Origin of the sequence: Neorhizobium petrolearium (assembly GCF_017873175.1) — a bacterium.
Lineage (GTDB): Bacteria > Pseudomonadota > Alphaproteobacteria > Rhizobiales > Rhizobiaceae > Neorhizobium > Neorhizobium petrolearium.
The window spans coordinates 131,223-155,578 of record NZ_JAGGJW010000002.1; the positions used below are offsets into that span (position 1 = coordinate 131,223).

The 24,356-nt window shown below is 63.2% G+C and carries 20 protein-coding genes; 5 read left to right on the forward strand and 15 right to left on the reverse strand.

Features of this window, described 5'->3' with window-relative positions:
* Positions 1-10: 10 nt before the first annotated feature.
* Both J2046_RS04620 and J2046_RS04625 read left to right on the forward strand, forming a co-directional pair.
* Complete coding sequence (locus J2046_RS04620; RefSeq protein WP_210049914.1) at positions 11-1,204, forward strand: pyridoxal phosphate-dependent aminotransferase; 1,194 nt, start codon at positions 11-13, stop codon at positions 1,202-1,204.
* Positions 1,201-2,814: a 5-guanidino-2-oxopentanoate decarboxylase gene (locus J2046_RS04625; RefSeq protein WP_210049916.1), complete on the forward strand. Its 1,614-nt coding sequence runs from the start codon at positions 1,201-1,203 to the stop codon at positions 2,812-2,814. Before J2046_RS04620 ends, J2046_RS04625 begins: the two co-directional genes overlap by 4 nt.
* 12 nt (positions 2,815-2,826) lie before the next feature.
* Here J2046_RS04625 and J2046_RS04630 read toward each other — a convergent pair whose 3' ends face one another.
* The 3 genes from J2046_RS04630 to J2046_RS04640 are packed head-to-tail and all read right to left on the reverse strand — an operon-like array spanning position 2,827 to position 5,607.
* On the reverse strand, positions 2,827-3,093 hold the full coding sequence (locus tag J2046_RS04630; RefSeq protein WP_210049918.1) for a hypothetical protein: 267 nt from the start codon (positions 3,091-3,093) through the stop codon (positions 2,827-2,829).
* Positions 3,094-3,135: 42 nt separating this feature from the next.
* Positions 3,136-4,407, reverse strand: coding sequence for a DUF763 domain-containing protein (locus tag J2046_RS04635; RefSeq protein ID WP_210049919.1), 1,272 nt, complete (start codon positions 4,405-4,407; stop codon positions 3,136-3,138).
* Positions 4,408-4,434: 27 nt separating this feature from the next.
* A complete protein-coding gene (locus J2046_RS04640) occupies positions 4,435-5,607 on the reverse strand; it encodes an aminotransferase (protein ID WP_210049920.1) in 1,173 nt (390 codons plus the stop codon).
* A gap of 88 nt (positions 5,608-5,695) precedes the next feature.
* Here J2046_RS04640 and J2046_RS04645 point away from each other — a divergent pair, with 88 nt between their 5' ends.
* On the forward strand, positions 5,696-6,358 hold the full coding sequence (locus J2046_RS04645; protein ID WP_210049921.1) for a sulfite oxidase-like oxidoreductase: 663 nt from the start codon (positions 5,696-5,698) through the stop codon (positions 6,356-6,358).
* A 178-nt stretch (positions 6,359-6,536) separates the two neighbouring features.
* On the opposite strand, the gene J2046_RS04650 is transcribed toward J2046_RS04645, so the two are convergent.
* Genes J2046_RS04650 through J2046_RS04660 form a run of 3 tightly spaced genes read right to left on the reverse strand, consistent with a single transcriptional unit; the run spans position 6,537 to position 10,290 of the window.
* Positions 6,537-8,825, reverse strand: a complete 2,289-nt coding sequence (locus J2046_RS04650) for a xanthine dehydrogenase family protein molybdopterin-binding subunit (RefSeq protein ID WP_210049922.1) — start codon at positions 8,823-8,825, stop codon at positions 6,537-6,539.
* Positions 8,822-9,817 (reverse strand): FAD binding domain-containing protein, encoded by a 996-nt coding sequence (locus J2046_RS04655; protein ID WP_210049923.1) that lies wholly within the window; start codon positions 9,815-9,817, stop codon positions 8,822-8,824. Before J2046_RS04655 ends, J2046_RS04650 begins: the two co-directional genes overlap by 4 nt.
* Positions 9,814-10,290: a (2Fe-2S)-binding protein gene (locus J2046_RS04660; RefSeq protein ID WP_210049924.1), complete on the reverse strand. Its 477-nt coding sequence runs from the start codon at positions 10,288-10,290 to the stop codon at positions 9,814-9,816. Before J2046_RS04660 ends, J2046_RS04655 begins: the two co-directional genes overlap by 4 nt.
* 235 nt (positions 10,291-10,525) lie before the next feature.
* Between J2046_RS04660 and J2046_RS04665 the strand changes: the two genes are divergently transcribed.
* Together J2046_RS04665 and J2046_RS04670 are read left to right on the forward strand one after the other, a co-directional pair.
* On the forward strand, positions 10,526-11,119 hold the full coding sequence (locus J2046_RS04665) for a TetR/AcrR family transcriptional regulator (protein ID WP_411828462.1): 594 nt from the start codon (positions 10,526-10,528) through the stop codon (positions 11,117-11,119).
* A 396-nt stretch (positions 11,120-11,515) separates the two neighbouring features.
* Complete coding sequence (locus tag J2046_RS04670) at positions 11,516-13,480, forward strand: methyl-accepting chemotaxis protein (protein ID WP_210049926.1); 1,965 nt, start codon at positions 11,516-11,518, stop codon at positions 13,478-13,480.
* Positions 13,481-13,488: 8 nt separating this feature from the next.
* Here the strand turns inward: J2046_RS04670 and J2046_RS04675 are convergent, their stop codons facing one another.
* The 9 genes from J2046_RS04675 to J2046_RS04715 form a co-directional block, all read right to left on the reverse strand.
* Positions 13,489-14,301, reverse strand: coding sequence for a helix-turn-helix domain-containing protein (locus tag J2046_RS04675; protein ID WP_210050307.1), 813 nt, complete (start codon positions 14,299-14,301; stop codon positions 13,489-13,491).
* A gap of 5 nt (positions 14,302-14,306) precedes the next feature.
* Complete coding sequence (locus J2046_RS04680) at positions 14,307-14,672, reverse strand: nuclear transport factor 2 family protein (RefSeq protein ID WP_210049928.1); 366 nt, start codon at positions 14,670-14,672, stop codon at positions 14,307-14,309.
* Between the two features lie 91 nt (positions 14,673-14,763).
* The gene (locus J2046_RS04685) at positions 14,764-15,375 is read right to left on the reverse strand and encodes a LysE family translocator (protein ID WP_210049929.1); all 612 of its coding nucleotides are present in this window, start codon (positions 15,373-15,375) and stop codon (positions 14,764-14,766) included.
* Between the two features lie 182 nt (positions 15,376-15,557).
* Positions 15,558-16,955: an FAD-binding oxidoreductase gene (locus tag J2046_RS04690; protein WP_210049930.1), complete on the reverse strand. Its 1,398-nt coding sequence runs from the start codon at positions 16,953-16,955 to the stop codon at positions 15,558-15,560.
* A 136-nt stretch (positions 16,956-17,091) separates the two neighbouring features.
* On the reverse strand, positions 17,092-18,465 hold the full coding sequence (locus J2046_RS04695; RefSeq protein ID WP_210049931.1) for a M20/M25/M40 family metallo-hydrolase: 1,374 nt from the start codon (positions 18,463-18,465) through the stop codon (positions 17,092-17,094).
* 1 nt (position 18,466) lies between these two features.
* Complete coding sequence (locus J2046_RS04700; RefSeq protein ID WP_210049932.1) at positions 18,467-20,503, reverse strand: hydantoinase/oxoprolinase family protein; 2,037 nt, start codon at positions 20,501-20,503, stop codon at positions 18,467-18,469.
* Positions 20,490-22,307, reverse strand: a complete 1,818-nt coding sequence (locus J2046_RS04705; RefSeq protein ID WP_210049933.1) for a hydantoinase B/oxoprolinase family protein — start codon at positions 22,305-22,307, stop codon at positions 20,490-20,492. The genes J2046_RS04700 and J2046_RS04705 overlap by 14 nt, the downstream gene beginning before the upstream one ends.
* A gap of 43 nt (positions 22,308-22,350) precedes the next feature.
* Entirely contained in the window at positions 22,351-23,358 is a 1,008-nt protein-coding gene (locus J2046_RS04710) for an NADPH:quinone reductase (RefSeq protein WP_210049934.1), read from the reverse strand.
* A gap of 12 nt (positions 23,359-23,370) precedes the next feature.
* Positions 23,371-24,351, reverse strand: coding sequence for an ABC transporter ATP-binding protein (locus J2046_RS04715; RefSeq protein ID WP_411828472.1), 981 nt, complete (start codon positions 24,349-24,351; stop codon positions 23,371-23,373).
* Positions 24,352-24,356 lie beyond the last annotated feature (5 nt).

Sequence of the window (24,356 nt, forward strand, 5' to 3'; positions counted from 1 at the left end):
GGAAATACCGATGCGTTATGCCTCGATCACCGACCGTCTCGCTCATCTCGGCTCCGGCCGCTGGGCCGTCCATCTGGCCGCCCGCCGCATGAAGGCAGCCGGCGAGGAGATCATCGAGCTCACGATCGGCGAACCCGACGTGGCACCGGACAAGGCGCTGCTCGATGAAGCGGCGCGTGCGATGTATGCCGGCCGCACCCGCTATTCCAACGGTCGCGGGGAACCGTCGATCCTGGAAGCACTGGTCCGGAAATATTCGAAACGCCGACCGGACGTCACCGAGAAGAACTTCCTCTGCTTTCCCGGCACCCAGACCGCGCTTTACAGCGTCATGACCGGCCTTGCGGACGCCGGCGACGGCGTGCTCGTCGGTGACCCGCTTTATGCTACTTACGAAGGCGTCATCGCCTCGACCGGCGCCCATATGATCCCGGTTCCGCTCCGCCCGGAGAGGAAGTTTCACCTGCAGGCCGAGGATCTGGAACGGGCGATCACCCCGGAAGCCCGCGTGCTGCTTTTGAACACCCCGCACAACCCGACCGGCGCGGTGCTGACCGCCACCGAGATCGCCGCGATCGGCGAAGTCTGCGGCCGCCACGATCTCTGGATCGTCTGCGACGAGGTCTATGAGCAGTTGATCTTTGAAGGCACGCCCTTCGCCTCACCCTTCGATATTCCGGAGCTTGCCGAGCGCACCATTGTCGTCTCGTCCATCTCGAAGTCGCATGCCGCTCCGGGCTTCCGCAGCGGCTGGGCCGCCGGTCCCGAAGAATTCTGCGAAAAGCTGCTGCCGGTCTCGGAAACCATGCTGTTCGGCGTCCAGCCGTTCATCTCCGACATGACAGCCATGGCGCTCTCGCAGCATTTCGAAACAGCAGACGTGATGCGCAAGAACTATCGTCGTCGCGCGGAGATCGTCGAAAAGGCCTTTGCCGGCAGCAACCTGATCAAGCCCATGCCGCCGGAAGGCGGAATGTTCGTTCTTCTCGATGTCACGGCAACCGGCCTCAACGGCGAGGAGTTTGCCTGGGAATTGCTGCATCAGGAGAAGGTCGCGGTCATGCCCGGAACCTCCTTCGGCGACCAGGCGGCCGGCTTCCTGCGCGTCTCGTTGACGGTACCGGAAGACGTGCTCGCAGTCGCCATGGGCCGTGTCGGCGAACTCGCCGGCCGCCTCGTTTCACTCAAGGAAAAGCGCGCATGAGCGAAGCCTTGAAGACCGTCGGCGAAACGCTGATCGATCTTCTGGAGGTAAATGACGTGGATGTCGTCTTCGGCATCCCCGGCGTCCATACCGTCGAACTCTATCGCGGGCTTGCGGCCTCGAACATCCGCCATGTGACGCCGCGCCACGAACAGGGCGCCGGCTTCATGGCGGACGGTTATGCCCGCGTCAGCGGCAAGCCCGGCGTCTGCCTCGTCATCACCGGACCGGGGCTGACCAACATCATCACGCCGATGGCGCAAGCCTATCAGGATTCCGTGCCCATGCTGGTGATCTCGGGCGTCAATGCGCGCGCCACGCTCGGCCATGGCCGCGGCCGGCTGCATGAGTTGCCGGATCAGCGCGGCATGATCGCGACGCTGGCGCTGCTGTCGCACACGCTGCACGATCCGGAAGACCTGACGGAGGTGATGGAGCGAGCCTTCGCGATCCTGCGCTCCGGCCGGCCGGGACCGGTGCATATCGAAATCCCGACCGATGTCATGGGTGCAAGAATCAAGGCGCCGCGCCTTCGGAATATTGTTCGTCTTCGACCGCGTGCCGACGCCGCAACCATCAACGAAGCCGCATCCCTTTGTCTAACCGCGAAACGGCCGGTAACTTTGGTCGGCGGCGGTGCAGTGTCTGCAGCAAATGACATTCTGAGGCTGGCAGAAAGGCTCGATGCGCCGTTGGTGACCACCACCAACGCCCGTGGCGCCTTCGCGAGCCATCCGCTTTCCGTCCCGGCAAGCCCCAGCCTCAATGCCGTCCGAAGGCTGATCGCCGACGCCGACCTCGTACTCGCCTTCGGGACACAGATGAGCCAGACCGATTACGACATGCATGTCGACAACGGCTTTCCCGAGCTCGACAACCTCATTCGTATCGATATCGATGCCCTGCAGCTTACCCGCGGGCCGAAGGCAATTTCGATCCTCTCTTCTGCAGAAAATGCCGCGACCGACCTGCTTGCCGCAATCGGCGCGGGCACCCGGCGCCAAACCGAGGGCGCGTCCCGAGCAGAAATGACAAGACAGGCAGCGCTTGCCGAACTCGCTCCGAAGATGTGCGTGGAGATCGGCATTCTCGACGCCGTCCGCGACGCTCTTCCCGGTGCCATCATAGTTGGCGATTCCACTCAGGCTGTCTACGCCGGCAACCTCTATTACGAGGCGGGCCGACCGCATGGCTGGTTCAACGCTGCAACGGGTTATGGCGCATTGGGTTATGGAACACCCGCCGCCATAGGCGCAGCGATCGCCGAACCCGAGACGCCGGTCGTCTGCCTGACTGGCGACGGCGGGCTGCAGTTCACGCTGGCGGAAATCGGTTCGGCGAAGGACGCCGGCGCCGACGTCATCTTCCTCGTCTGGAACAATGATGGCTATCAGGAGATCGAGACCTACATGGTCGACAACGGCATCGAACCGGAAGGGGTCAAACCTTCCGCACCCGACTTCTTGAAGATCGCGGAAGCCTATGGCCTGCCTTCGATCCGCCTTACTCATGTGGATGAACTGCCGGCGGCGCTGCAGAAGTTCAGGCAGATCAAAGGTCCGTCGCTGATCGAAATCCATCAGACGAAGACGGTCGGCGCGACCGCTTGAGACGCATTCTGATCAGCGTTTGCCCTTCGCCGTCTGACGGCCGACGACATCCGCCTGGGTCTCGACGGAGTATGGCAGCGTCTGCCCGCCGGCATCACTTGCGTCGGCGACGCGGTCCTCTGATTTTCCGGAACCCTCGGCATCCCAGACTTTTCGAGCCTTGTTGATCTCGGCGGTCGCCGGATCGGGTTGCTTGCGGGTCTTGTTCTCGCCGGTGCCTGAGCTTTTGGCGATGTTCGGCTGGCTGCTGCCGAAGCGTTTGGGTTCGCTGGGTTGCATGGCTTCCTCCTTGGTTCTCCAATCGAGAACCGCAGAAAACCGTCATCGTTCCCTGCCGCCGCGACCTTTCTCCGCCCGTTCCTCCGGCGGCGGCTCGAACCCGAAGACGCTGCGGCCACCCCATTCATGCGAGTGGTGGAATTCTCCGGCGACGATCTCCTTGAGGTCCGGGCCGGTGACGTAGCGTTCGAGTTGGCGGGCCTGGTCATCCAGACGCTTCAGCGCCTGCAACTCCTCTTCGCGACCGAGCTTCGCCTTGCCGACGGCCGATTTCATTACCTTGATCGTCTCGTCATAGACCTTCACCGGCACGGGGAACGGTTCCCGGTCCTTGCCGCCATGCGCAAGCGAGAACCGCGCCGGATCGGAGAAGCGGCAGGGCGCCCCATGCACCACTTCGGCGACCATGGCGAGCGCCTTGACCGTGCGGGCGCCGACGCCTGGCATGAGCAGCAATTGTTCGAAATCCTGAGGGCCCCGATCGGCCGCAGCGGCAAGCGTGCCGTGCAGCCGCTTCATGTTGACGTCTTCCTCGCGCACATCATGATGCGCTGGCATGATGAGATGCGGCAGCAGCGGCTGAGCGATATCTTTCGCCTTTAACGGGGGATCGAGCGCGATCACCTCCCGCACGATCCTGTCCGGCCCGAGCGAGGCGAGCAGGTCGAGCTGGCTCTTGCGGGAAGCATCCGCACGTCGGTCGGCGAGATTGACGATCTCGCCCTGTCTGCGGCCCTCGATCGCTGCATGCGGAGAATCGACAAAGCTGGTGATGCCTTCCGAAATCCAGTGATAGCGCCGGGCCTGTCGCTTGTCGCCGTTCATGCCCTGCTGGACGACGACCCATTTGCCGTCATCAGCGACGATGAAACCGTGCAGGTAAAGGTCGAACCCGTCCTGCACCGCCGCACTATCCACCTTGGCGACGAGCCGGCTGACAGTGGCCAGACCCTCGCCGTCGAACCCCACCCGGTCGCCGATCGCCATGAGCTCGCCAGGCGTCTGCCTGGAATTCTGGCCACGTCCGCCGCAGACATGGATGCCGAGCTCGCCGGAGAGCGGCGTCAGCCCGCGCTTCAGCGCGCCGATAACGCTGGTGGTGATGCCCGACGAATGCCAGTCCATGCCCATGACGCAGCCGAAGGACTGGAACCAGAAGGGATGCGCGAGCCGCCGCATGAACTCGTCGCGGCCATATTCGATGACGATCGCCTGCGCGATGATCGCGCCAAGTTTCGTCATGCGCTCGCCGAGCCACCGGGGAACCCGGCCGCCGTGAAGCGGAAGATCGGCGCTGCCTGCTCTTTGAACCATGCTCTGCTTATAGAACGGCCACCCGCCTTATGACAGGGCAAAGTTCCGCAAACGTTCTTCCAGAAGGCCGATCGTCGGCACATCCGCATTGGCGAACGCAAACCGCAGGTAATCCTGTTGCCCCTCGCCGAAATAGGCGCCGGGAATGCAGATGATGCCCACCTCCCGGGCAAGCTTCTCCGCGACCGCCGCCGAGCCAACACCGCGGAAGGGATGGCGCACGAAGGCGAAATACGCGCCGATCGCATCGAGCTTCCAGTCGTTGACCGAACGCATCACCGTTTTCAGCGCGTCGGCGCGTCGGCCGATCTCCTGCCGGTTCTCCTCGCGCCAGCCGGCGAGAAGAGGCAACGCCCTTGCGACAGCCGCCTGGGCGGCGCGTGGCGCGCAGATCTGTAGGTTGTCCATGACCTTGGCAACCTGCTCGACGACCTTCGAACCGGCGGTGATCGCACCCAGCCGGTGGCCCGGAATGCAGAAGGATTTCGAAAAGCTGTAAAGGCTGATCAGCGTTTCTTCCCAGCCGTCGAGGCTGAAAAGGCCATGCGGCGCCCTGCCGGCCTCGTGCATGAAGTCGCGATAGGTTTCATCGAGGATGAGCCAGATGCCCTTCTCCCGGCAGAGCCTGAAGATCGCTTCCAGCAGCGGCGCCGGGTAGATCGCCCCGGTCGGATTGTTGGGCGACACGAGCGCCAGCGCCCGGACGTCGCCGGTGACTGCGGCTTCGATATCGGCCAAATCCGGCAGGAAACCGTTCGCCGCCTCGCAAGCCACGAAGGCGGTCTTGATGCCCATCATGGCGAGCGTGGTCTCGTGGTTAAAATAGAAGGGCTCCGTCATCAGGACCGTGTTGCCCGGACCGGCAACCGTCATCGCGGCACAGACGAAGGCCTGGTTGCAGCCCGACGTGATATGGATGTTTTCCGCTCCCACGTTCGCATCATAGACTTGCGAGACATGCTCGGCATAGGCATTCCGAAGCTCCGCTTCACCCTCGATCGGTCCGTAGCCGGTGAACGCCCTGGAGGACGCCGTCTCGCCGAGCAGTCTCAGCATGTCCGGATGGGCGGGATAACCCGGGACCGCCTGTGACAGATCGATCAGCGGTCCCTTCGCTCCCTGATAGGCATGCCCCCAGGCGAAAACGGATGGAACGGGCGGCGGCGAAAGCTTTTCGACAAGAGGATTGAAGGCAGGCATGATTGTCCAGGACAGGGTTTTCAAAGATGGGCGATTGATTTGTCCCCCTTGTTCATCAGAATATCGAGGGACGCAAGGAGAACCATAGATGGCCGACGATATTCAGCCTGAGGATTCGAAACTCACCATCACCAAGCGGAAATGGGCCGGAGAGGGCAAGTTCCTGACCGGGCGCGTGTCCCGCCCCGAAACCGAGCGCCTGCCGCCCGGCCAGCATCTGGTCAAGAACTGGCCGGTGCTCGATCTCGGCCAGCAGCCACGGGTCTCGACTTCCCAGTGGAAGCTCGACGTCCGCGGCCTCATCAACCACCCGAAGACCTTCGATTGGGCTTCCTTCCAGGCTCTTCCGCAAAGCGAAATGCGCTCCGACATCCACTGCGTGACGACCTGGTCGCGCTACGACAACAACTGGAAGGGCGTTTCCACCCGCGACTTCCTCGATGCCGTCGATCCGAAGGACGAAGCGGTGGCGGTGATGCTGACAAGTTATGACGGCTACACAACCAACCTGCTTCTCTCGGATTTCGCCTCGCCGGATGCGATCATCGTCCATAGCTGGGAAGGCCAGCCGTTGACGGAGGAGCACGGCGGGCCGGTGCGCCTCGTGGTGCCGCATCTCTATTTCTGGAAGAGCACCAAATGGCTCCACCGGATCGAATTCCTCGACCGGGACCGCGCCGGCTTCTGGGAGAACAACGGCTACCATATGCGGGGCGATCCCTGGTCGGAGCAGCGGTACGCGGACGATTAGCTTCGGACGCCGACGACCCTCATGCGCCTGCCGGTACCTTCTCCCCCGTTTAACGGGGGAGAAGGTATATGCCGCGCCGGCTATCCTCGTCCCGTCCGCAACGTTGTGCAAGGCACTTGTACCCTTTCCCCGTGAGCGGGGTTAGGGTTAGGGTGAGGAGCAAGACCAAGGGTAACCCTCAGATCAGCTTTTCCAGCGTGATCGGCAGGTCGCGAACGCGTTTTCCCGTCGCGTGGAAGACGGCATTGGCGATCGCAGGTGCCACGCCGACGATACCGACCTCACCCACACCCTTTCCGCCCAACGCCGACGCGTTGAAATCCGGCACGCCGACGGAGATCACCTGGATGTCCGGAATGTCCGAATTGGTCGGCACCAGATAATCACCCACATTGCTGTTCATCATCCGGCCGTTCCGCTGGTCGACAAGCCCTTCTTCCAAAAGCGCCTGACCGATACCCATGATGATGCCGCCGCGCCACTGGCTTTCCACCAGCCGCGGATTGTAAAGCCGCCCGCAATCGAAGGCGGAGACCATGCGGGAGACACGCACCGTGCCGAAATCCTCATCAACGCGAACTTCGGCGAAATGGGCGCACCAGCTGTGCATGGAGTAGTCGCCCATGGTCGGCCCCCGCACCTTTGCCATGGTCGTCCAGGCCTGGTGGTGCTCCTGGGCGGTTGCACCGTCCGGCAGCGTGTTCCGGCGGATCTCCAGTTCGTCACGGCCGAGTGCGGCCATCAGCTCCGGCAGGGTAAGCGAAGGACCTTCGCCGCGCGAGACGCTGATGCGCCCGTCCCCGAAGGTGAGCGTGTTCGCCCCGGTGTCACGCAGCGGCGAGTTGGCATCGCTGAGCGCAAGCCCGATGAGTTCGTCCCGCGCAGCCGTGGCAGCCTTGTGAACGGCCCCCAGTATGGAGCCCGCCAGCATCGAGCCACCGGCGATCGCCGAGCCCGGCAGGCGGGAATCGCCGAGCTTCACATCGACCTGGCTGACCGGCACGCCGAACACATCGGCCGCGGTCTGGGCAAGAATCGTATAGGTGCCCTGCCCCATGTCGATCGCGCCGCTGACGACTTCGACACGACCATTGCCGAGGATACGGATCATCGCCTCGCTGGGTGCCTGGATGACCGGGAAGGTTCCGCAGCCGATACCCCAGCCGATCAACGTCCTGCCTTCCCGCATCGAGCGCGGCTGGTGACTGCGTTTCGACCAGCCGAAGGCTTCCGCACCCTCCATGAGGGCCTCGCGCAGGCGGCGGGTCGACCAGGGCTTTCCCGACTGGTAGTCGCGGTCGGCATAATTCTTCAGCCGCAGGTCCAGCGGGTCCATGCCGAGTTTCCAGGCGAGCTCGTCCATGGCGCATTCGATGCCGTAGGCGCTCGGGTTCTTGCCCGGGCCGCGAAGGGCGCCGGGCGTCACGGTATTGACCGGCACGATCCTGTGCTGGGAGGAGAAATTCTCGACCTTGTAGAGGATCGAAGTGGCAGCGCCGGTCTGCTCCGGCCAGTCCGCATAGGTGGAGGTTTCGCTCGCACCCCGATGGACGATGGCCTGCAGGACGCCGTCTTCCGTCGCCCCGAGCCTGATCGTCTGCCTGGTCGCGGCACGGCCGCCGTAGCTTGTGAAGTTCTGCGGGCGTGTGACCGCCAGCTTCACCGGCCGCCCGAGCTTGCGAGCCGCGAAGGCGGCGACCGCGCTATAGGCGAGCGCAGCCCCCTTCGACCCGAACCCCCCGCCGATGAAGGGCGAGATCAACCGGACGTTCTCATAGGGGATGGCGAACCATTCGGCATAGCTGCGCGCCATCCCATGCGACCACTGGCTCGGCTCCCAGACGGTGAGCTGATCGCCGTCCCATTTCACGGTCAGCCCGTGCGGCTCCATCGCCACGTGATATTCGCGCGGCGTGCTGTACTCGGCCTCGATCATGACGGGGGCGGCGGCAAGCGCCGCTTCCGCATCACCCCAGGCAACGTTCAGCATATCGACGGCTTTGCCTTCGCCGGCATTCGGATCGTCAAGACTGGCGACCGACGGAGCTTCCGCGTAAACGATGTCGAGCAACTTGGCAGCTTCAACGGCCTGTTCGCGGGTTTCGGCAATCACTGTCGCGATCGACTCCCCGTTGAAGCGGACCTCGCGCGGCAGGGGATGATAGGGTTGGTTCTCCGGGCGATTGCCATGCCAGTCGGAGGCAGTCGTGAGCCCAAGGTCGTCTTCCGGCGTCAGCACCAAAAGGACGCCCGGTGCCTCAAGCGCCTTCGACGTATCGATCGAGACGACTTGCCCCGCCGGGATCGTGCTCTGCACCAGCACGGCATGCGCCAATCCTTCCACCGGATACTCCAGCGCGTAGGTTGCCGCCCCGGTCACCTTCAGTTGCCCTTCAAATCGGGTCTGGCGGCCACCGATCATACCATCTGAGGCATCGCCGTGTTTGCGGGTTTCCATGATGGTCATGCGAGACCTCCAACATTCTGGGCCATTTTCAGGATGGCGCGAGCGACGACGCGCGGCGCAAGTTCTATCTTGTAGCGGTTGCCGCCGTGGGAGACGGCCCCTTCCATGGCGAGACCACTGGCCCTCTCGACGGTTTCGACGTCAAGCGCCTTGCCGATGAGAGCCTGCTCGACCGCTCTTGCGCGCCACGGCTTGGTGGCGACGCCACCGAGCGCAACGCGAATGTCGCGGACCGTCTTGCCGTCCGCCTCGAGTTCGACACCGACAGCGGCGCTTGCCGCAGCGAATTCGTAGGATTGCCGGTCGCGAACCTTGAGATAGGTCGAGTTCCTGGCTGCGGCGGAAGCAGGAATGCCGATGCCGACGATCATCTCGCCGCGCCCCAGCACCGTCTCCCTGTCCGGTGTATCACCCGGCAGCAGGAAGAAATCGTCGACGGAGACCTTGCGGCTGCCGAGATCAACAAAGGCGTCGAAGGCCACCAGCGCCACCGCAAGGTCACCAGGATAGGTGGCGATGCAGGCATCGCTCGTACCGAGGACGGCGTGGTTGCGCGTCACCCCGCCGATCGCCGGGCAGCCCGAGCCGGGGTTACGCTTGTTGCAGGCCGGAAAGGTGGCCGGATCACGGAAATAGGGACAGCGTGTCCTCTGCAGGAGATTGCCGCCGATCGTCGCCATGTTGCGAAGCTGGGCGGAAGCCGCAAGCGAGAGCGATTCGGCAACCGCCGGGAATGCCGCCCGGATTTGCGTATGGTCGGCGACGTCCCCCATCCTGGCAAGCGCACCAATAACGGCACTGCTCGCATCGACATTGATCTCGCCAAGACCGGAGAGATGGGTAATATCGACGACGGTTGCGGGTTCGGCCACGCCGCATTTGGCAAGATCGAGCAGCGTCGTGCCGCCGGCAAGAAGTGCGCCGCCGGCCTGAAGCACGGCATTGCGGGCCTCATCCACAGAAGAGGCGCGGAAATAGGAGAAGTCTCTCATCGCACGGCCTCCGCCGCTTCGCGCACCGCCGCGACGATGCTGTTATAGGCCCCGCACCGACAGAGATTGCCGGACATGTATTCGCGGATCTCCTCGTCAGAACCGGCATGGCCCTCGCGGATGCAGGCGACCGCCGACATGATCTGTCCCGGCGTGCAATAGCCGCACTGAAAGGCGTCGTTTTCAATGAAAGCCGCCTGGACAGGATGCAGGTCGCCGTTTTCTGCGGCAATCCCCTCGATCGTCGTGATCTGCCGGCCCTCGACCTGGGCAGCCAGCGTCAGACAGGAAAGTACGCGCTTGCCGTCGACATGGCAGGTACATGCGCCGCACTGGCCCTGATCGCAGCCCTTCTTGGTGCCGGTCAGCGCCAGTTCCTCACGCAAAGCGTCGAGCAGGGTGACGCGCGGCTCGACATCGAGCTCGTGCCGCCTCCCGTTGATGTCGAGCGAAAGATGGATGGTTCGTGTCATGATAAGCTCCTGCTATCGTCACGAGAAGGCAAAATTCCGAATCCAGAATGGACTGGCCGCCCGGCTCCGGCGCGCTAAATGGATATCTTGAGAGAAGCACCGGCACATTTGGCATGACATCCGGCCCCCTTCTGGATTAAGAAGCGGAAGGCGCTCCGCTCAAACGGAGGAGCCTCCGGTTAAACTAGTGACTTGCTGATTTTCGTCAAGTCCCCAATCCGCCTGGAGCATGATTTTGGCCTCGGCCGCGCCGAAAACAACATCGACGACCCCGACGAAACTGCGCGCCGATGCCCGCCGCAATCGGGACAAACTGATCGAAATGGCGGCCGCAGCCTTTCAGGAAAAGGGCGTCGAGACCTCGCTGGAAGATATAGCACGACGGGCGGGCGTTGGCATCGGTACGCTTTACCGGCATTTTCCGACGCGCGAGCATCTGGTCGAAGTCGTCTACCGCCGGGAACTGGAAAGCCTGGCCGCGGCGGCATCCGACCTTTCCGAAAGACATGCACCGGATGTGGCGCTCGAAGAATGGATGCGCCGTTTCGTGGGGTACATCGCCACCAAGCGCGGCATGGCCAACAGCCTGCGCATCCTCATGACCTCCAATTCTTCGCTGTTTGCCGAAGGAACCGGCCTGATCCGGGGTGCACTCGAAAGCCTCATCAAAACCGCCGGTGAGAAGGGTTATATCCGCACGGACATCGAAACGACCGACCTGCTGCATGCATTGTCCAGCATCTATTCGATCCCCGAATCGCCCGATTGGCGGGACCGATCGCACCGCTTGATCGGACTCCTGATGGACGGTCTGAAGACGCGGAAATAGCCTGTCGGACGATCGTCTTCGGGAGTGCAGACCCCGCTTCGAGAATCCTGTCGCCAAGGCTAGATTTTGCATCCCGCCTGAACGGAAAATCAATCAGTCTCCGATTGACAGGTATCCTGCTACTCATGCCATATGATTCATAAGATTATTCTTAAAAATTAGATATATAGCAGCGCCGATATTGCCTCGAAAAAACGTCAAAAAACGTTGTACAATGTCAAAACTCAATCTGTCATTAAAGAGTTTGGCCTAGGCTCCGACCATCGCGCCATCGCCGTCCGGTGTAGCGCCAGGGCCGGTATGAGACCGGCTCTTTTCCCCCACACTGCCAGATATCAGATCTGCGCGTGAAAACGCGATGCCTCAGTCGAGGCTTCATCATCCGGAGCCGAACTCATGTCCCGTCTCTCCATACGCAGCTCGCTTATTGCCGTCTTCGGCGCGATCGCGGCGCTTACCGCCGTTCTCGCCTGGGCGGCCATCTCCTCGCTTTCGAACGTTGCCGGAAACCTCAACACGATCTCCGGCGATTCACTGCCAAGTGTTCAGGCCTCCAAGAATATCGAGACGGCGATCCTCGGAATGACGATCGCCTATATGGGCCATCTCACCACGACCTCGGATTTCGGCATGGAAGCAGCGGAGAAGCTGATCGCCCAACAGTCCGATGCTTTGAAGGCGGCTCTGGACACTTACAGGCCGCTGACGTCCAGCGATCAGGAAAAGCAGCTTGTCGACCAGATCGAGGCCGGCGTTCAGAAATACGTACAGGCCGGCGAAAAGATGCTGGGCTTTTCCCGCAAGGCCTCCGACGCCCGTGCGCGCGTCGAGATGGAAAAGATGCGGATCACGATCCAGCCGGTCATGGAAGCGGTGACCCAGCTCGTCAAAACGAATACTGACGCCGCAGGCGTCGAAACCGGCAAGGCGGAGGCGACCTATGCCACGGCGCTGACCACCATGTATGCCATCCTCGCCGTCGTTTTCGCGTTGATTGTCGGTGCGGCAGCCTATGTGATGACCGGCATCGCTCGCCCGATCCAACGGATCACCACTTCAATGAGCGGGCTCGCCGCCGGCGACACCGACACCGAGATTCCCTTCGCAGGCCGCAAGGACGAAGTCGGTGCCATGGCCGGCGCCGTCGAAGTCTTCCGCCAGGCCGCCATTTCGAACCGGCAACTGCAGGAAGAGGCGGAGAAAGCCCGCGCCCATGCGGAAGCCGATCGCATCCGCCTGCAGGAGGAGGCGGAAGCCGCAGCCCAGGCCCGTCTCCAGGAAGCTACAGCCGGCCTTGCAGCCGGCCTGCGCCGCCTTGCTTCCGGCGACCTCGCCTTCCAGCTCACCGAGCCTTTCGCACCGGATTTCGAAGCATTGCGCGAGGACCTGAACTCCGCCGTGACCCGCCTGGGTGCCGCCCTTTCCGAGGTTGCTTCCTCAGCAGGCAGCATCGACAGCGGCTCGCGCGAAGTCAGCCAGAGCGCTGACGATCTTTCGAAGCGCACGGAGCAGCAGGCCGCTTCGCTTGAAGAAACCGCCGCAGCGCTCGATGAGATCACCGCCAACGTTGCGAACTCCTCCAAGCGCGCCGACGAAGCCAAGGTGATCGCGCTGGAAGCGAATTCCAGCGCCGCCAAGTCGGGCGCCGTCGTTGCGAATGCCGTCGACGCCATGCAGCGCATCGAGCAGTCGTCCAGCCAGATCTCCAACATCATCGGCGTGATCGACGAGATCGCCTTCCAGACCAACCTCCTGGCGCTCAACGCAGGTGTCGAAGCGGCCCGAGCCGGCGAGGCAGGCAAGGGTTTCGCCGTCGTCGCCCAAGAAGTACGCGAACTCGCCCAGCGTTCGGCGAATGCGGCAAAGGAGATCAAGGACCTCATCCGCAATTCCGGTGCCGAGGTCCACAACGGCGTGAAGCTCGTTCGCGAGACCGGCGATGCGCTGAAGACGATCGAAGCGCATGTCGTCACGATCAATGAGCACATCAGCGCGATCGCGACCGCCGCCCGCGAACAGTCGGTCGGTCTGGCGGAGGTCAATTCGGCCGTCAACCAGATGGATCAGGTGACTCAGCAGAACGCCGCCATGGTGGAGGAGACCAACGCCGCCGGCGCCAACCTCGCCTCGGAAAGCTCGAAGCTGCGCGAACTGATCGCCCGCTTCAAGCTTGCTGAGCGCAGCCGCATGAACACCCCAGCGCGCGCGGTTTCCAGTTCAGGCGCGGCGCCGGTCGCTGCTCCGCGGAATGCGGCTCCACAGGAATCGCCGGCCCGTCGCCTGGCCGAGCGCGTAACGAAATCCTTCGGCGGCAATGCCGCCGCAGCAGTAGCGCCGACAGAACAATGGACGGAATTTTGATCCGCTGACTAACTCTCGTCCTTCAACGGCCCGGCTTCCGCCATCTGACGCAGAAGCCGGGCCGTCTCGTTATTGGCGGGAAAGAAGGATTCGACCGCCAGTTCCGAAAGCGTCACGTCGACCGGGGTCCCGAAGACGGTCGTCGTCGAGATGAAGGACAGAACTCCCGCCGGTGTCCGCAACTCCATCGGCACGGCAATGCCGGCATAATCCGGCCCGGACCTGATGGCGGTTTCAGGCACCGGATAACCGGCCAATTCCTCCAGAAGCTTTTCGAGAACACGATCGCCGGTCGCGGCGATCTGCTGATGCAGCCGGTCGAGCAGGTGATTTCGCCATTCGGCAAAATTGACGATGTGAGGCGCTAGCCCATGCGGATGCAGGCTCAATCTCAGGACATTGACCGCCCCGTCCATCAGGGAGCGATCGGCGACACCGGCAAGCAGCGGCGTAACCGCGGCATTCGCGGCCACCAGTGTCCAATGCCGGTCCACGGCCAACGCGGGAAAGGGCCCGTGCCCTCGCAACACCATGTCGATCGCCTGGCGCGCCGGCGCAAGCACCGGATCGTCGAGCTTTCGCTCCGCAAAGACGGGTGCAAAACCCGCAGCGATCAGCATCGGATTGCGCTCGCGGAGCGGTACGCCGAGCCGTTCTGCCAGATGCAGCAACATCTCTCGGCTCGGAACCGCCCGCCCGCTCTCGACAAAGCTCAGATGCCGCTGCGAGATATCGGCCTCCAATGCCAGATCGAGTTGGCTCATGCGCCGGCGGCGACGCCACTCACGCAGGAAATCGCCGAGAGGACGGGCGGGTGAAATAGTCGTCATGCGGCAGCCGGAATCGGGTCGAGGAAACCGTGCACTGCCTTGAAGCGGCCGCTTTCGAGCACCGCGAAATCCGTGCCCTTGATAACCGGCTCGGCACCTTCGGGGCCGAACCCCCAGGAAAAACGGAGATTGTCGCCATAGCCGTCGGCCGATCCGATCGGCGCAAACCGGAAACCCGGAAACCGGGCCTGCACGCCCTCGACCAGCCCGTTGATCCCTTCATGGCGCTCGCCCCGCATCAGCGGATCGACATAGACGGCATCCTCCGTCCAGACTTCGGCGATCAAGGCCAGGCGACGCCCTGCCTCCGTCTCGTTCCAGATGGCGAGGTAACGCTCGGCATGGGTGTTTGCATCGGTCATGTCTTTATCTCCTTGCTGTCGCCCGGCTCGTTCCAGGCCGGGCGATCATGCGGGAGAGAGGAACGTGTCTCAATTACGCGGCAGGTAATCGTTATCGCTCGGCAAGCGCAAGCCGCGCCCCAAGCGCCACGAACGCGCCGGCAAAGACGCGCCGCATCCAGGCAAGAATGGCCGGCCGCGAGACAACATGGTTACGGATCGATGCGGCGAAGAGCCCATAAATGACGAAGACGCCGAAGGTCATCAGCATGAAGACAAAGCTGAGTTCGCTCATCCGGGCGATCGGCATTGCTTCGTCGTGCCCGACGAATTGCGGCAGGAAAGCGAAAAAGAAAATCGACAGTTTCGGGTTGAGCACATTGGCGAGGATTGCGGAGACGATCATCTGCCGCGCCGATTTGGGCGTGTCCTTCGTCTCGATCGTAAGCGCACCCTTTTCCTTGAGCACCTGCCAGGCCATGAAAAGAAGATAGGCGACGCCGATATACTTGATCGTCTGGAAGGCGAGCGCGCTGGCATGAAGCACCGCAGCAAGACCCGAGATCGCCGCGACCATGTGCGGAAGGATCCCGAGCGTGCAGCCGAAGGCGGCGACGATGCTCGCCCGCGCCCCGCGTGACAGCCCGGCCGCCATTGTGATGAGCACGCCTGTGCCCGGCGAAGCAACGACGATGAGAGACGTGATCAGGAACTCGGGGCTCATGGAGGACTATCCTTTCGGAAGGTTCGGTTATCGTCACCGAAATCCAGCTTACCGATCCCTGCGCGAAATGACAGACCCGAGCAGCGAGATGGATGATCTTGTGCCTCGCGGAACTGACGCCCTTCCTGCTTGCCTGCATCCTCGATGCTTTCCAGGGCGAAAGCCTGAAACCCAACCCCCGCTTAAAGGGCGGTGGCCGGCGCTTCGAAGACCCGGCCGCGATTGAGGATGGAGTTCGGATCGAAAGCTTCCTTCAGCCGCCGCATGGTGGCGATTTCGGCCTCGCTCCGCGCATATCTCAGATACTGCACCTTGTCGGTGCCAATGCCGTGCTCGGCGGAAACTCCGCCGCCGACCGCCGCAATACCGGAAAACACCGCTTCGGCAATCCTCTTCTCGTGGCCGGTCTGTACGCAGTAATGCAGGTTGCCGTCTCCGAGATGGCCGAAGATGAAGGAGACCGCATCCGGATCGATTTCCGCAATACCGTGCGCAGCCCTATCGAGGAACTCCTGCATGCGGGAGAGCGGCACGGAAATGTCGTAGCCCGCCATTTCACCCAGACCGAACAGATAATCGTTGATACCGTCGCGGATCGCCCAGAGCCCGTTGAACTCGCGCAGCGAGTTAGAGAGCACGATGTCGGTTGCGAGTCCCTCTTCCAACGCGGCAGCAAGAGCCGTCTCGAGGCGTTCGTTGTCCTGCTCCGGCGACTGCCCCTGGATTTCCACCATCGCATACATGCCGGCGCCGGTCTCGACCGGCGGGCGGATGCCCATATGGGCGACCGTGCCTTCGTAAACATTCGGGAAGATCGCCTCGAAGGCTGACAGCAGGCCGGACAGTTCGACCCGGAGCCTTGTCAGCAGTTCCTGCGCGGCCTTTAGCGACGGCAGGGCGACGAAGGCATTGCGCTCGATCCTTGGTTTCGGATGCAGTTTCAGGCAGGCCCGCGTGACGACGCCGATCGTGCCCTCCGTGCCGATGAACAGCGGATTGAGATCGTAGCCGGAATTGTCCTTCGGCAGTCCCTTGAGGGAGGAAAGAACGGTGCCGTCCGCCAGTACCGCCTCCAGCCCTATGACCTGCGCCCGGTACATGCCGTAACGCAGCACGCGGATACCCCCGGCATTGGTGCCGATATTGCCGCCGACCGTCGCAGTCCCCCGCGAGCCGATATCGACACCGAAGAGGAGGCCGGCGTCATCTGCGGCCTGCTGAACGACCTGCAACGGCGTGCCAGCGCCCACAATCATCGTCTGAGCCGCGATGTCGATCGATTCCACGCCGCTCATTCGCTCCAGAGAGAGCGAGACCTCGCCGCTCAAAGGCCGTGACGCACCCGAAAGCCCCGTCCGGCCACCCTGAACCACGACCGGCTGGTGAAACTCGTTGGCGGCGGAAAGAATGGCCGAAACATCCTCGGTATTGCGCGGGCGAAGAACGGCCGGAGGACGAACGCCACGCGCCGTCGCATCCGCCGCATAGCCGTCGGAGACCGCATCGCCGACGAGAATCCCTGGAGCGTCCAGCTTATTTTCGAGACATGCAACGAAGCGACTTACACGATCCGGCGACAAGGACATACTCCCTTTTGTGGAACGCAAGGTTCACAAAGCTCTTCTGTTTCGGCCATGGCATAGATAACAATCGAAGCCATGGGAAGAGTGACATAACCTTTGAGGCTCACGCGGCTGTCGGAGAGATTGCCCCTTTTTACATCTTCATCTCACCGAGCTTCGAAAGCAGCGCAGCACCTGTCTTGATGCCGTCGATGAAGAGGTCGATCTTCAGGTTCTCGTTCGGCGCATGGTTTGCCTCGTCCGCATTGGCATATGGCACCACGAAGGCCGGCTTCTTGAGGATCTTGGTGAAGACGTAGTCCGGCAGTGAGCCGCCGACAGTCGGGTAAAGCAGCGGCTCGACGCCGCGGGCCGCGACGATCGCATCCCGGATAACGGAAGCGAACGGATTATCCATCGGCGTCTTTGACGGCAGCATGGCATTCTGCGGCAGGAATTCCACGTCAGGCGCGTGGGCTTCCACATGCGCCCTGACCTTTTCGAACACGTAATCCGGCGTCAGGCTTTCGACGAGGCGGATATCGCATTTGGCAAACGCTTCGCAGGGCAGGACGGTCTTCTGGCCCGGCCCGCCATAGCCGCCATGCAGACCGTTGATTGTCAGCGTCGGATAAAACATCAAACGGTCGAAATAACCGCGGTCGAGGGGTGCATCAAGTTCCTTGATACCGAGATCGGCCTTGATCGCATCGAGATCGAGCGGCAGCTTCGAAACCGCCTCGCGCTCCATGTTGGTCGGCGGAACCACCACGTCGTGCAGGCCATCGATGGTGATCTCGCCGCGCTCGTTCTTCATGGTCGCGAGCAGATGCACGAGCTTCCAGATCGCATTCGGCATGACGCCGCCGAAATTGCCGGAATGGGCGTCGCGATTGGCCGTCTTACAACGCAGTTCGAAAGACGCGACACCGCGCACGCCAAACGTGATGATCGGCGTATCCGATTCATGCAGCGGACCGTCGGACGTCACGACGAGGTCGGCATCGAGCTTTTCGGCATGTTCGGCGACGAACTCGGCGATATGCGGACTGCCGATCTCCTCCTCGCCCTCCAGCAGGAAGATGACGTTGCAGGGCAGCTCGCCGGTCACTTTCAGATGCGATTCCAGCGCCATGAGCTGCGCGAAATGCTGGCCCTTGTTGTCACCGATGCCGCGCGCATAGATGCGGCCGTTCCGGATCGTCGGCTCGAAGGGTGGGCTGTCCCATAATTCGTAGGGCTCCGGCGGCTGCACGTCGTAGTGGCCGTAGAGCAGTACGGTTGGTTTGCCCGGCTGCTTTTCCATGCGGCCGAGAACCATCGGATGGTTCCTGGTCGGAATGGTGATCGCTTCCATGCCCATGCCCGTGAGCATGTCGACGAGGATGGCCGCCACTTCCTTGATGCCGTTATTCTGGGCGCTGATCGAGGGATGGCGCACATAATCCATCACCCGCGCGATAAAGCTCTCGCGGTTCTCCTCGATATGCTCGAAGACACGCTCCAGATCGGTCTTTTGTTCAGTCATGTCATGCATCCTGCCTGGCTGTGAGAAGAAGCGCGCCCGAAGGGTGCACAGTACCTGTCCAGCCGGGCGCGACAAGCGTCGTCGTGTCGAGCTGGGTGAGGATCATCGGGCCTTTGAACGTGGCGCCCGCACCGAGCGTCCCACGATCCACGACCGGAACGCTCGCGACACCTGTTTCGAAATGCACCGGCACATGGTCGAAGGGTGTGACGGCCGAGCCGGCTTCGAGCCTCGCCGGGGGCGGCTCATGCGTCATGCCGGCGGCCTCTACGCGCAACGTCACAAGCTCGATGGAGGTATCCAGCGTGAAGCCGTAAAGCGCCTTGTGTTCGGCGGCAAAGGCAGCTTCCACGACCTCGCGGGTCTCGCCCCAGGCGACCGCAAGTTCGCCGCCCTGACCGTGATAGCGCAGAAGCGCCACGGTCTGGATACGCCGATCTTTCTCGGCTACGCCCTCCGCCTCGAACCAGGCGATCGCCTGATCCTTCAGATCGGATATGATGTCGTTGGCGACATCCATGTCCACCGCGCCCGCCTTGGGCAGGGTGCGGCTGAATTCGGCCTTGAGATCGGCGGCAAGCAGACCGTCGGCGCAGAGGATGCCCGGCGCCGGAGCAATCATGACGCGGGAAATCCCGAGCAGTTCGGCAAGCGAGCAGCCATGCAGCGGACCGGCGCCGCCGAAGGGCACCAGTGTGAAGTCGCGCGGGTCATGGCCGCGCTCGACGGAAACGACCCGCACCGCACCCACCATGTGGTTGTCGACGATGGCGAGGATACCGCGGGCGGCCGTCGCGGTCGAAAGGCCGAGCGGCCCGGCGACCTTGTCGTCCACCACCTTGCGGGCGGCTTCGACGTCGAGCGCCATGCGGCCGCCGAGAAGCCGCGCCGGCAGATGGCCGAGCACAACATGCGCATCGGTGACGGTCGGGTTCTCGCCGCCATGACCGTAAGCTGCCGGCCCCGGACGGGCACCGGCGCTCTGAGGTCCGACGGAAAGCGTGTGGTCGGAGACCTTGGCGATCGAGCCGCCGCCGGCGCCGATCGTCACCATGTCGACCATGGGCAGCGGCAACGGCCATTCGCCGACCTTGCCGTTCTGGGTGAGGCCGATCCTGCCGTCCTTGATCAGGCAGATATCGGCGCTCGTGCCGCCGATATCGACGGTGATGATATCCTTGATGCCGCAGGCGGCCGCGACCGAGCGCGCCCCGACCACGCCGGCGGCGGGACCGGAAAGCGCCGTCAGCGCCGGTGCCTGCCGAATGGTCGCAGCACCGGCAACGCCACCGTTCGACTGCATGAGGAGCAAGGGCGCGGCGACCTTTTCGTCCGTGAGCCGCTTTTCAAGACGCCCGACATAAGTGGTGACGCCCGGCATGACGGTGGCGTTCAGCACCGTCGTCAGCGTCCGCTCGAACTCGCGCACGACGGGCAGCACATCGGTGGACGTGGTGACCGCAAGGCCCGGCAGCTCTTCGCGCAGGATCTCCGCCGCGCGTTTCTCGTGAACCGGGTTGGCAAAGGCATGCAGCAGGCAGACGCCGACCGCCTCGACATCCATGCCGCGGATCGCTTCCGCAGCGGTACGCACGCTCGCCTCGTCAAGCGCGTCGAGAACAGCACCGCCGGCGGCAACACGCTCGTCGATCTCGACGATTCGCGAGGCCGGCACCGGCCGCTCCGGCTTTACCCAGGTATAGAGATTGGCCTTTCGGGGAATGTCCTGCCGGCCGATCGCCAGAACGTGACGGAAGCCGCGCGTGGTAACAAGCGCCGTGCGGGCGCCCTTGTCTTCGAGGATCATGTTGGTGGCGACCGTCGTGCCGTGCAGGACCTGGCCGAGCGAGGCGGCCTCGCGCTTGGCATCGGCAAGCGCCAGCCGGATGCCGTTCAGGAAGGCTTCGGACGGATCGGAGGGCACGCTCGGCGTCTTCGCTCGCCAGACCTTGCCGGTCGCCCGATCCAGAAGGGCGACATCGGTGAAGGTGCCGCCGATATCGACTGCGACGGAAAGGGAATTCTCAAGCGAGGACATCGACATACTCCTGACGATGGAATGCACGGGTAGCGGGGCGATTGGCGCGAAGGGCCACGGTGGCAGCCTCATCGATCCTGTTGCCGTTCATGACGACTCCGTAGAGACGCTCTGCCGCCTCGGCGCTGACGAAACCGCCCAGCACGTCTTCGAGGACAGCATCGAGCCTGCGGTCGAAGGGATGGCCGTAGCCGCCGCCGCCTCCCGTTTCCATGCGCAGGATATCGCCCTTGACGAGCTTGTTGCCGTCGGAAAGCGGTGCAAGGATACGCTCACCCGGCTTGCCGGGATTGACGGTAACGCGACCGGTGCCGCCGCCCATGCCGCCATGGATGCCCCAGGGCGGGTTCTTGACGCTGTCGATACGCACGGCCAGCAACAGGTCCTCCGCGAGGATCTCGTATTCGCGGATGATGCCGCAGCCGCCGCGGAACTTACCGGCACCACCGGAATCCCTGACGATGCCATAGGTCCGGAGCCTGACCGGATACCCCACTTCGAGGAATTCGACCGGATAGTTTTCCTGCGCCACGAAATAGACGGCATCGATGCCGTCCGCATCCGGCCGCGCGCCATAGCCGACGCCGATACCGTCGGCGAGCAGGAAGCGTTGCAGCTCGCCCGCATCGTCCTTGTAGTTGCCGCGCATGATGGTGATGACATAGGCCGAGTTGGAGGCCGGCGCCTTGCCGCCCGCCGCATTGACCAGACCGTTCAGTGCTGAAAGCACGCGCATCATCGTGAGGCCACGCATGCCGAGCGAAGCTGGAAAGTTCGGCTGCAGGAAGGAGCCCTGCCTGAGCTTCACGTCATGTAGCGCCTGCGGACCACCGGCATTGCAGACCTGCGCCGGATCGCCGCCGAGATAGAAGAGGCCGAGCGCCATGCCGGGCACACCGCGATTCATCAGGAAGTTGACAGGCCCGGGCGCCTGATCGTCGGATTCGGTCGCATCGAAGATGAAGCGGTCCTCGCCATCGGCACCCTTTTCGCGGGTCAGCGCAAAGCGCATCTTGTAAGGGCCGTTGCCATGGCCGTCCGTATCGATCGCATCGGTGAACTTGTGCGTGCCGTAGTCGAAAGTCTCGGCGAGCTTGGCGCGCACCAGCTTGCGGGTGCGCGTCAGCAATTGCGCCAGCGCGTCCTCGACGACTTGCGCGCCGAACCGGTCGAGGATTTCGCCGATGCGCTTGACGCCCACTTCGACGCTCGCCATCAGCGCCCGCATGTCGCCGATGCTCTGCTCCGGGAAGCGGGAGTTGCGGTGGAAGATCGAAAGCGTCGCTTCGTTGGTGACGCCCTGGTCGATCAGCTTGGTGACCGGGATGATGATGCCTTCCTGGTAGATGTCGGTGGCGTCCGGGCTGATCGAACCCGGACGCATGCCACCGATGTCGGCGAAATGCGCCCAGCTCATCACGAAGGCGCTACGCTTGCCATCCTTGAAGACCGGCGCCAGCAGAACCTGATCGTTGGAATGCGAGACGGCACCGCGGGAACCGTAGCAATCATTGTACCAGTAGAGATCGCCCGGCTTCATCGTATCGGCCGGGAACTTGTCAAAGACGGGGCCTGTCATGTCGCCGAAGACCGGCACCATGGAACCGACCGCCATCACGCCGTTGCCGTCGAAGAGCGCGGTATAAAAATCCTTCTTCTCGCGGATGAAAGCGGAGATCGCGGTGCGTTCGAGCAGCGCCTCCATTTCCGACTGGGCGGCGGCGATCGCGCCGCGGATGATTTCGAGCGAGACGGGATCGCAGACGGTCCCTTCCGGTTTCGTACGCTCTTGGGGATTGTACATTTGGGTCACCTCGGTGAATGCTTCGGAATGGATGGATCAGGGCTCACGGTTCACCTCTGATCAGGACGACGACATTGCCGAGGCTGCCGCGCTCGACGCGCTCGTGAGCCTTGACGATGTCTTGAAGCGGAAACGTCGCGCCGATCGCGATCCTAAGCCGGCCGGTATCGGCCAGTTCGGCGATCATCTTTTCGCCGGCCAGCCGCTGGTCTTCGGGGATCAGGAAACCCTGGATGAAACGCAGGTTGGCGCCTTTGCTGGCGAAGGCGTAATAGGGAAGCACCGGCGTCGGATTGCTGCTCGACGAATAGGCGGCGACGGTGCCATTGCGCTTCAGCACGGCAGCGTCGAGTTCCAGGTTGGCGCCGAAATCCACCTCGACGACGCGATCGACGCCCTGCCCTTCCGTCAATTCAAGAACACGCGCAGAGACATCTTCCGTTTTGCGGTCGATGGTGGCGAAAGCGCCGGCATCCATCACATGTGCCGCAGCTTCGGGATTGCTCACCGTGCCGATCACCCGCGCGCCGCCGGCAACCGCCATCTGCACGGCAAAGTGTCCGACAGCACCGGCCGCACCGTTGACGAAGATCGTCTTGCCGGCCACCGGGCGATCGGCGAAGACAGCGCGGTGGGCGGTCATCGCCGGCACGCCAAGATTGGCGCCATCGGCATAGGTCAGGCTATCCGCCAGCCTCACCGCCTGATGCGACGCGATGGCGATGAACTCGGCGGCAGTACCGAAAGCACGGCCCGCCTCGCCGTATCCACCTTGAGCATTCCACATCCAGACCCGCTCGCCGATACGCGCCGGATCGACGCCTTCGCCGACTGCGATGATCTGGCCCGCGCCATCGGTATGTGGAATGACTAGCGGGTGATCCATGCCCGTGCCGCGCCAGCCGCCGCGCCGCTTCACGTCGGCGGGGTTGATGCCGGAGGCATGCACACGCACCAGCACATCGCCTGGGCCGGCGACGGGCGCCGCCATCTCGCCGACGGAGAGGACTTCGGCGGCAGGACCGGTGCGTGTGTAAAAGGCTGCCAGCATCAACAACTCCAATCAGAACAGATGGCAGGCCACGAGGCGCGATCCCACAGGCCGCGGCTGCGGAACTTCGGAAGCGCAGCGCGCGTGCGCCGAAGGACACCGGTCGCGGAAGACGCAGCCGGACGGCGGATTGCGTGGGTCCGGCGCACCGCGGCCGATCGGCAGCGGATCATGGCTCTGGTCCGGATTAGGCACCGGCACGGCGGCGACCAGCGCCTTTGTGTAAGGGTGAAGCGGTTCGTGGACGATGTCCTCGGTCGGGCCGTCTTCCATGATCCGGCCGAGATACATGACGATCGTCCGCTCGCAGACATAACGCACCAGCGCCAGGTCGTGGCTAATATAGATGGCGGTCAGCCCCAGCCTGTCGCGGACGTCGCGGAAGACGTTGAGCACGCCGGCGCGGACGGAAACGTCCAGCATCGAGACCGGCTCGTCGGCCACCACGAATTCCGGCTGCAGGATGAGCGCCCGCGCCATCACGACCCGCTGCAGCTGCCCGCCGGAAAGCTGATGCGGGTAACGGTCAAGGAATTGCTCCGGCTCCGGCAGGCGCACGAGTTCGAGTGCCTTGATGATGCGGTCTTCCCGCTCGCTCCGCGGAATGCCGGCATTCTCCAGCGGCTCCGACAGCGTCGCGCGGATGGTGAAACGCGGATTGATCGCATCGAACGGGTTCTGGAATATGAGCTGCGCCCGCGAGCGGAACTTCTTCAGCCGATGGCGGCGAACCTCGCCAAGCTCCTCGCCGTCGAAATGGATCGAGCCGCCGGTCGTGTCTTCGAGCTTCAGCAGCAGCCTGCCCATCGAGGTCTTGCCGCAGCCGGATTCGCCGAGCAGGCCGACGCTTTCGCCGCGGCGGATATCGAAGGTGACACCGTCGACCGCCTTGACCACGGTCGACTTGCCGCGCATTGCGGCAAACGCACCGCCGACCTGATAGTGCAGCCTGGCCTCATGGACGGAAACAAGGACTTCCGGCTTCTTGGTCACGATGT

What these genes read in the sequence shown, in the direction of transcription:
- J2046_RS04630 (WP_210049918.1), bottom strand. Translation starts at nt 3,093, where the DNA reads ATGCAACCCAGCGAACCCAAACGCTTCGGCAGCAGCCAGCCGAACATC.
- J2046_RS04685 (WP_210049929.1), bottom strand. Translation starts at nt 15,375, where the DNA reads ATGAGCCCCGAGTTCCTGATCACGTCTCTCATCGTCGTTGCTTCGCCG.
- J2046_RS04640 (WP_210049920.1), bottom strand. Translation starts at nt 5,607, where the DNA reads ATGCCTGCCTTCAATCCTCTTGTCGAAAAGCTTTCGCCGCCGCCCGTT.
- J2046_RS04655 (WP_210049923.1), bottom strand. Translation starts at nt 9,817, where the DNA reads ATGAGAGACTTCTCCTATTTCCGCGCCTCTTCTGTGGATGAGGCCCGC.
- J2046_RS04645 (WP_210049921.1), top strand. Translation starts at nt 5,696, where the DNA reads ATGGCCGACGATATTCAGCCTGAGGATTCGAAACTCACCATCACCAAG.
- J2046_RS04625 (WP_210049916.1), top strand. Translation starts at nt 1,201, where the DNA reads ATGAGCGAAGCCTTGAAGACCGTCGGCGAAACGCTGATCGATCTTCTG.
- J2046_RS04670 (WP_210049926.1), top strand. Translation starts at nt 11,516, where the DNA reads ATGTCCCGTCTCTCCATACGCAGCTCGCTTATTGCCGTCTTCGGCGCG.
- J2046_RS04705 (WP_210049933.1), bottom strand. Translation starts at nt 22,307, where the DNA reads ATGTACAATCCCCAAGAGCGTACGAAACCGGAAGGGACCGTCTGCGAT.
- J2046_RS04695 (WP_210049931.1), bottom strand. Translation starts at nt 18,465, where the DNA reads ATGACTGAACAAAAGACCGATCTGGAGCGTGTCTTCGAGCATATCGAG.
- J2046_RS04710 (WP_210049934.1), bottom strand. Translation starts at nt 23,358, where the DNA reads ATGCTGGCAGCCTTTTACACACGCACCGGTCCTGCCGCCGAAGTCCTC.
- J2046_RS04620 (WP_210049914.1), top strand. Translation starts at nt 11, where the DNA reads ATGCGTTATGCCTCGATCACCGACCGTCTCGCTCATCTCGGCTCCGGC.
- J2046_RS04635 (WP_210049919.1), bottom strand. Translation starts at nt 4,407, where the DNA reads ATGGTTCAAAGAGCAGGCAGCGCCGATCTTCCGCTTCACGGCGGCCGG.
- J2046_RS04680 (WP_210049928.1), bottom strand. Translation starts at nt 14,672, where the DNA reads ATGACCGATGCAAACACCCATGCCGAGCGTTACCTCGCCATCTGGAAC.
- J2046_RS04650 (WP_210049922.1), bottom strand. Translation starts at nt 8,825, where the DNA reads ATGACCATCATGGAAACCCGCAAACACGGCGATGCCTCAGATGGTATG.
- J2046_RS04660 (WP_210049924.1), bottom strand. Translation starts at nt 10,290, where the DNA reads ATGACACGAACCATCCATCTTTCGCTCGACATCAACGGGAGGCGGCAC.
- J2046_RS04700 (WP_210049932.1), bottom strand. Translation starts at nt 20,503, where the DNA reads ATGTCCTCGCTTGAGAATTCCCTTTCCGTCGCAGTCGATATCGGCGGC.